At 72.5% G+C, this 6,730-nt stretch carries 6 protein-coding genes; 1 reads left to right on the top strand and 5 read right to left on the bottom strand.

The features are described from left to right. The 5 genes from JNW87_RS32465 to JNW87_RS32445 form a co-directional block, all read right to left on the bottom strand. Positions 1-2,498, bottom strand: a 2,498-nt coding sequence (locus JNW87_RS32465) for an AAA family ATPase (RefSeq protein ID WP_238454991.1), incomplete at its 3' end; no start/stop codon positions are given. 132 nt (positions 2,499-2,630) lie between these two features. Further along, positions 2,631-3,443, bottom strand: coding sequence for a hypothetical protein (locus tag JNW87_RS32460; RefSeq protein ID WP_109805521.1), 813 nt, complete (start codon positions 3,441-3,443; stop codon positions 2,631-2,633). A gap of 52 nt (positions 3,444-3,495) precedes the next feature. Next, on the bottom strand, positions 3,496-4,413 hold the full coding sequence (locus JNW87_RS32455; protein ID WP_146231282.1) for a hypothetical protein: 918 nt from the start codon (positions 4,411-4,413) through the stop codon (positions 3,496-3,498). Between the two features lie 161 nt (positions 4,414-4,574). Then, positions 4,575-5,132: a hypothetical protein gene (locus tag JNW87_RS32450; protein WP_109805519.1), complete on the bottom strand. Its 558-nt coding sequence runs from the start codon at positions 5,130-5,132 to the stop codon at positions 4,575-4,577. Positions 5,133-5,220: 88 nt separating this feature from the next. Then, on the bottom strand, positions 5,221-5,754 hold the full coding sequence (locus JNW87_RS32445) for a DUF4352 domain-containing protein (protein WP_109800098.1): 534 nt from the start codon (positions 5,752-5,754) through the stop codon (positions 5,221-5,223). A gap of 98 nt (positions 5,755-5,852) precedes the next feature. Between JNW87_RS32445 and JNW87_RS41795 the strand changes: the two genes are divergently transcribed. Then, positions 5,853-6,641, top strand: a complete 789-nt coding sequence (locus JNW87_RS41795; RefSeq protein ID WP_375373575.1) for an N-6 DNA methylase — start codon at positions 5,853-5,855, stop codon at positions 6,639-6,641. The last annotated feature ends 89 nt before the right edge of the window (positions 6,642-6,730 follow it).

Raw genomic sequence — 6,730 nt, 5'->3', positions numbered from 1 at the left:
GGTCGGCCGCCGCCAGGCAGCGCCGCGGGGTCGGCGCGGCCGCCCCGGCACCTCCAGGAGCGGTCACGACAGGACCGCCGCGAGGTGGCGGCGTCCGCGACCAGGCCGGGGAGGTCCGCCAGGTACGCCCCGTGCACGCCCTCCTTGCACGCCTGGTACGCGCCCACCGTCCGCGGCCCGTGCCGGCGACTCAGATACCCGAGCACGTCACCGCCCCGCTCGGCGTCGTCGAAGAGCGCCAACGCGACGGTGGTGGTCAGCCGCCGGGACGCGGCCACGATGGCCGCCTCGATCTGGTCGTGCGGCACCCCCCGGGCCACCCGCTGCCGCCAGACGATCCGGTGGCAGGCCGCCTCGATCGCCGAGCGGCACAGCTCCGCGACCACCGGACCGCGCGCCTCGGCGGCGATCTCCTCGTTGCGCGCCAGCGCGTACGCGTCGTCCATGTAGCGGGTCACCGGGTCGGAGCCCGGCCGCAGCGTCACCACCGACCGCTCGGCGCGGCTCACCTCGACGATCCGGGCCTGGCCCAGGTTCAGCCGCTCCACCGCCTCGGGCAGCCGGGTGTCGTGGGTGAAGACCACCACCTGCCGCTGCTCGGCCAGCTCGGCGAAGACCCGCGCCAGCCCGTCGACCTTCGACGGGTCCATGCTCTGCACCGGGTCGTCGACCACGATGAACCGGAACGGGCTCTCCGGCGCGCAGCCGCGCGGCAGGAACGTTGCCAGCCCGAGCGCCTGCATCTCGCCCTGGCTCATCACGCCCAGCGCTGTGCCGTTGTCGGTGCCGTCGACGCTGACCGGGAAGACCACCCGCCGCCGCGTGTTCGCCCCCTCCAGGGTCATCGCCCCGAGCTCGACGTTGCTCTCCTGGCGCAGCTTCGCCCAGATCCGCTGCGAGTGCGCGGCGAACGGCGCGGCCCGCTGGTTGCGCAGCTCGGTCGCCGTGGCCTTCAACCAGTTCCGGGCGGCGTTCAATCGGGTGAGGGTCCGCTCCCGCTCCGGCAACTTTCCGGCTGCCGCGAGCCAGGTCCGCAGGTCGCCGGCCGCCGCCTGCCAGCCGGTGTCGCGCTGGCGGAGCAGACCCTTCGCGTACGCCTGCGCGGCCTGCGCCGCCGCGAGCACTGCCGGGTACCGCGCGGTCAGATGGTCGGCCAGCTCCTCCGGTCCACCCGGCGCCAGCCGCAGCGCCGCCGCAGCCGCCTGCAGCCCGTCGACCGGCACCCCCGCGGCGCCGTCGTCGGGCACGTCCAGGTCGTCGATCAGGTAGTGCGCCCGCTGTAGCAGCGCGGTCAGTCGCGCGGCGCTGGCCTGGGCCGCGAGCGTACGGTCGCGCAGTTCCGCCAAGGACGCGGCCGCGCTGGTCCGCCAGTCGCCGTCGAGGCTGCCCGTCGCGCAGACCGGGCACGGCCCACCACCTCGGTCGTCGTGGTGCTCGATGGCGAGTCGGAGCAGCTCGGCGCTGCGCAGCGACGCCCGCGACCGCCCGCCGTCGTGTCGGCGCGCCTCGGCGGTGGCCTCGCGCAGCTGCCCGGCGAGCCGGGCCACCTCGTCGGCGTCGGGCAGCTGCATCCCGACGAGCCGCCGGCAGAGCAGCACGGCCTCGTCCGCGGTCGGCTCCTCGGGCTCGTCGAGGATCGCGGTCAGCACCGCCAGGTCGGGGCGGCTCGCGGCGAGCAGCGCCGCCGCCCGGCGCGCCCGGTCGTCGGGCACCTCGGCCAGGGTGGTGGCGAGGGCGGCGCGCTGTCCGCGTACGTCCTTGATCGCGGCGTCGATGGGCCGCGTGGCGGCCATCAGCCGGCGGTCGGCGTCGGTGATTGCCTCCAGGCCCAGGATCGCGGAGATCGCGTCGAAGAGCTGGCTCTGCGTGCCGGCGGTGAGCCGGCCCAGCTCGGCGGCGGTGAGGAACGGCCGGTACAGCTCCAGCGGCCGGGCCAGCCCCAGCTCGGCGAGGTCCTTGTGGGTACCGCGAGCGCTGGTCACGGTCACCTCGGCCTCGCCCAGCTCTGCCCCGACCGGCCAGGAGCGGACCACCCGGGTCGGCGTGGCGACCCCGTCGACCCGCAGCTCGACGGCGATCCGACACGGTTCGCCGGCGTGCAGGTTGCGCCACCCGGCACGCCAGACGCTGTTGCGGTCGGCCCAGCGGGCGCTGTCTCCGGTCAGGGTCAGCTCCACCGCCTCGGCGAAGCTGGACTTGCCGGAGCCGTTGCGGCCGACCACCACGGTCAGCCCCGGGCCGGGTTCGACGGCGAGGGTGCGCTCCGGGCCGACGCCGCGGAAGCCGGCGACGGTGACCGACGAGAGCCAGATCCGCTCCTGCGGCTGGTCCGCCGCCGGACGCTGCGGCTCCAACGCGGTCGGCTCGCCGGCGAGCGCGGCGTCCAGGTCGGCCTCGCCGCTGAGCGCGGCGAGGACCACGTCGGCGGTGTCATCGGGTACGTGGTCGGCGGCGAGCCGGTCGAAGATCAGCTCGACCAGGGGTTCGGTGCGGTTCATCAGGCGACCTCCGATGGGTGCTGATGCGGGTCTGGGGAGGGCGGGCGGTGCCGGCGGCTCGGGCTCGTGCCGGTTCGCTGGCGGTGGTGGCGCGGCGACGCGGTGAAGTTGCACTTATCTATGGATCGGCGGTCAGACCGGCAGCGCAACATGCCAGTCGCGCAGGAACGCCTCGACCAGGTCGTGCGCCCGGGCGCGTACGTCGAACGGCTCCTCGACCCGGCGGCGCGCCATGTGCGCCAGACTGTCGGCCGCCTCGTTCAGGGCATGGTGGGCGTGCGCCTTGACGTGCGTGAACGTCAGATCCGGGCGTCTGGCGACGAGCTCGGCGAGCCGGACCAGGGTGGGCTTCATGCCCGCGTGACGGGGCCGCAGGTCATAGCCGGCGGGCATCGCCCCGGTCTCGCCGCCCTGCCAGCGGTGCAGGTAGCCCAGCGCCGGAAGGCTGTCCACCAGCACCGTCATGCCGACCGGCGGGGTGTCGTACGCGGTGAACAGGAACTCGACCGCCCGCAGCTCGCTGACCAGCACCCGGGAGAAACCGGTCGGGTCGACGCGGCCTGGGCGACGGCTGCGCAGGCCGTAGCGGCCGTCGCTGGCGACGTACCCGATGCCGCCGGCGCGCCCCTTCCAGCTGGCGTCGGTCGCGGCGATCAGCGGCGCGGACGTCTCCGCCCAGCGGCGGACCTGGCCGCGGCCCGGCTGGTGCTCCGGCCGGCAGGCGTGGTGGTGCCGGGTGGCGAGCTGCTCGGCGGTGTCGAGCAGCTGCGCCGCCGAGCCGAGCTCGTCGTAGTGGACGGCGGTCAGCGCCACCCGGACCGCATCGGCGACGGCCTGGCAGGTCTCGCAGCGCCGGGGCTTGACGTAGGCGCGCAGGGCGAGGGCGCGGTCGTGCAGGGAAGCGGGGAGCAGGTCCAGGGCGCGGAGGAACTCATCGGGACGCACGACGCCTCCTGACGTCTTGTTGTCGGCAAAAGGGATGGTCGGGCAAACGGCGTCAGCGAGCGGGGCGCCACTCGCCGCAGTTCTCCGAGTGGAAGGCGTAGTCGGAGGAGCGGATGGTGACCTGCACGCGGCGGGCGCCGTTGGTGAAGTAGTTGTCGATGATGTCTCCGGAGCTGTTCTGGCGCTCCCAGTAGCAGCCATCGACGTCGTGGGTGACGTAGGTGCCGGGCTTGATGTCTTTGCCGACCCGGTAGGTGCCGGAGTCGAACAGCCGCCCCTGGGCCTCCAGGTCCGCGTCGACCTGGCCACGCTGGACGGCCTGCCGCCACTTCTTCGCGTACGGGTGGGTGGGGCAGAGGGTCAGCGCCGCGTTGATCTCGGGAATCTGCTCGCTGCTCGCGGCGAACCCCGCCTCGGCACGCGGGTCGTCGGCATCGACCTCTCCGCACATCTCGTACAGGACGGAGATGTTGCCGTCGTCGTACTTCGAGGTCTTGTAGGCCGCCTTCTCGACCGGGCTGACCGGCTGGATCTCCTGACCCACTTCGCAGGAGACCGCCTTTGCGGCCCACACCTCGGTGAAGTCCGGCCGGCCGTCCTTGCCGGTGAGGATGGTGAACGGCGAACTCTCGCTGAAGGCTTCGGTGAGGTAGCAGGTGAGGACAAACGGCTCCTGCTGCGGGACGTTCTTCGGGTCGTCTGGGTAGGTGTCGCTGCTGTCGGGGATGCCGTCGCCGTCCCGGTCGGCGGGCGGCGTCGGGCTCGGCGTCGGGGTCGGGGATGCGCTCGCCGAGGCCGAAGGGCTGGCCGATGCGGTAGGGAGGCTGGCGGTGGTCCTGTTGTCGCCTCCGCAGCCGGCCAGGCCGACGGTCGCCAGCGTCGCGGCCAGCAAGAGTCCGGCCGGCCGGCGTGGGCACAGACCGGGACCGGCCCAGACTGTGCGTACCGAGTTGGGACGGGGGAGAGTCATCGTCGCCTCCAGGCGCGTGGTGTCCGCGGGCCGACGGCTCGTCGGCCCGCCCGGTGGGCGGTGGCTGAGGACGGAATTGCCGCTGGCGCGCTGTGGAGCTGATGTCGTGAACGAATCAACCGCCAGCCGGCCGCGCGCCGCAGGGATGGGACCGGGTCAGATCAGTCGGAGAGGGTGAAGACCATCTGCAGACCGTTGTCCGGGTGGTAGCTCCAGGACGCGTGGACGCCGTCCCAGTCGCCGCTCTGCCGGCCGTCGAGAGCGCGGGTGGCCAGGAGTTCCTCCTTGACCGAGTCGGGCATCTTCAGTTCCGACCAGTAGCACTCCAGCTTGTCGAAGCTGAGCCCGCTGCTCTCCTCGCCGTCTCCGTGCAGGGTCAGGGTTCTTCCCTCGTCGCCCAGCTCGACGTCGCTGCCGATGGTGCTGCCGCACTTCTCCTTGGCCAGTACGAACGGTGACTTCTTCTCGACGAGGGGTGATGGGACTGGATTCTTCTCGGAGAGGGCCAGGAAGAGGCCAGTGCCGGCGACCATCAGCGCCACCAGAGCGCCGGCCGCGATCAGCAAGATGGTGCGACCGTTCAGGGCAGGGGCGGGCCGGTGATCGACTCTGTCAGGCTCGGCCGCGTCAGCCAGGTTCGCGGCCTCCGCCGGCGGCATGAGTTGAATCGGAGCGGTGGAGTGCTCGGCGGGCTGGTCGGGCGGCATCGGGTCGGTCATGGCGGTCTCCTCTGTGAACTGCCGTGGTGGGCGGGGTGCCCGGGGGAGTGGGGCGGGCGGTGGCGCCCGCCCCAGGTCGAGCGGTGGATCAGGCGAGGGAGACGGTCACGCCGCCGGAGAACATGGAGTCGTGGAGCTCGAGCTTGGTGAGCTTCACGTTCTTCGGGATGTCGAAGACGAACACGCCGGTCACCTGGTTGCCGGGGTTGATCTCCTCGAAGAAGGTGCTCTGCTCCTTGTTGGCGTAGAGGCCGGCCTCGGTGTCGGACGAGTACTCGGTGCCGTTGGCGGTGTAGGCCTTCTGGCTGCTGCCGTCGAGGGTCTGCGGCTCCTTGCCGATGTTCTTGACGTTGATCGTGATCAGGCAGAACTGGCCCTGGGCCTTGTCGCCGAGCATCGAGGTGCCGACCTTCGCGACACCGCACTTCGACGACTTGACCGTGAACTCGAACTTCCCATCCCGGGCCGCCTGGCCGATCTTCGCGGTCTTCGCCGGCTTGTCCTCGCCCTTGGCGCCGCCGGCGTCGGCCTTGCTGCCGGTGGCGTCGTCGGTGGCGCCGGAGCCGCAGCCCAGGGCGACGAGGCCGGTGGCGATCAGGGCGAGGGTCGTGGTCTTGCGCATCGTTTCCTCCTGCTGTGAACGTGACGACGTCAATGAGAGCATCATCTGTGAACCGTGTCAACAAGCACGATGCTTGACAGGTGTGACACACTTCGGAGGTGCATGAGACACCGACCATCACGGCAGCGGAGATCGCCCGGCTCGCCGGGGTCGGCCGTGCCGCAGTCAGCAACTGGCGCAAACGGCACCCCGACTTCCCCACCCCGGTGGGCGGGACCCCGGCGAGCCCCGAGTTCGACCTGATCCAGGTCGAGCAGTGGCTACGTGGCCAGGGCAAACTCCCCGAGCTCTCACCCGTCGACCGGCTCTGGCGGCACCTGGCCCCGACCACCGACACCGCCGCCGACGCGCTCGCGGCCGTCGGCGCCCTGCTGCTCGCCCGGCAACGCGGCGAACGCCCATCACGCCGGCAGGTCGACCGACGGCTGGCCGACCTGCTACCCGAGATCGACGCCCTCGCCGACGACCTCGGCCCGCAGGCCGCCTTCGACGAGCTGTGGCAGCGCTTCTCCGCTCCCGGCCCCGGCCGGCCCTGGGCCACCCCCGACGACCTGGCCGACCTGATGGTCGGGCTCGCCGACGTCGGCGGCGGCGCCGTGCTCGACCCGGCCGCCGGCTCCGGCGCCACCCTCCGGGCCGCCGTCCGCGCCGGCTGCACCTCCGCGTACGGGCAGGAACTCGACGAGTCCCTCGCCCGGCTCGCCGGACTCTGGCTCGCCCTGCGGGACGTGCCCGGCGAGGTCCGCCCCGGCGACTCGCTGCGGGCCGACGCGTTCCCCGGCCGCACCGTCGACGCCGTGCTCTGCCACCCGCCCTTCGGCATCACCACCTGGGGCCACGAGGAGCTCGGCTACGACCCGCGCTGGGAGTACGGCCTGCATGGGTGAACGGGTGGAGTCCGGAGCAGATCTCCCGAAGGCTCAGGGCCGAGTTTCCGGAGGATGAGTCGATGCGCATCAGTCACGAGGCGATCTAC

Origin of the sequence: Micromonospora sp. ATA51 (assembly GCF_016802855.1) — a bacterium.
In the GTDB taxonomy this organism is placed as follows: Bacteria; Actinomycetota; Actinomycetes; order Mycobacteriales; family Micromonosporaceae; genus Micromonospora; species Micromonospora sicca.
The sequence above is the reverse complement of the archived record's forward strand: the minus strand, read 5'-3'. Positions and strand labels throughout refer to the sequence as shown.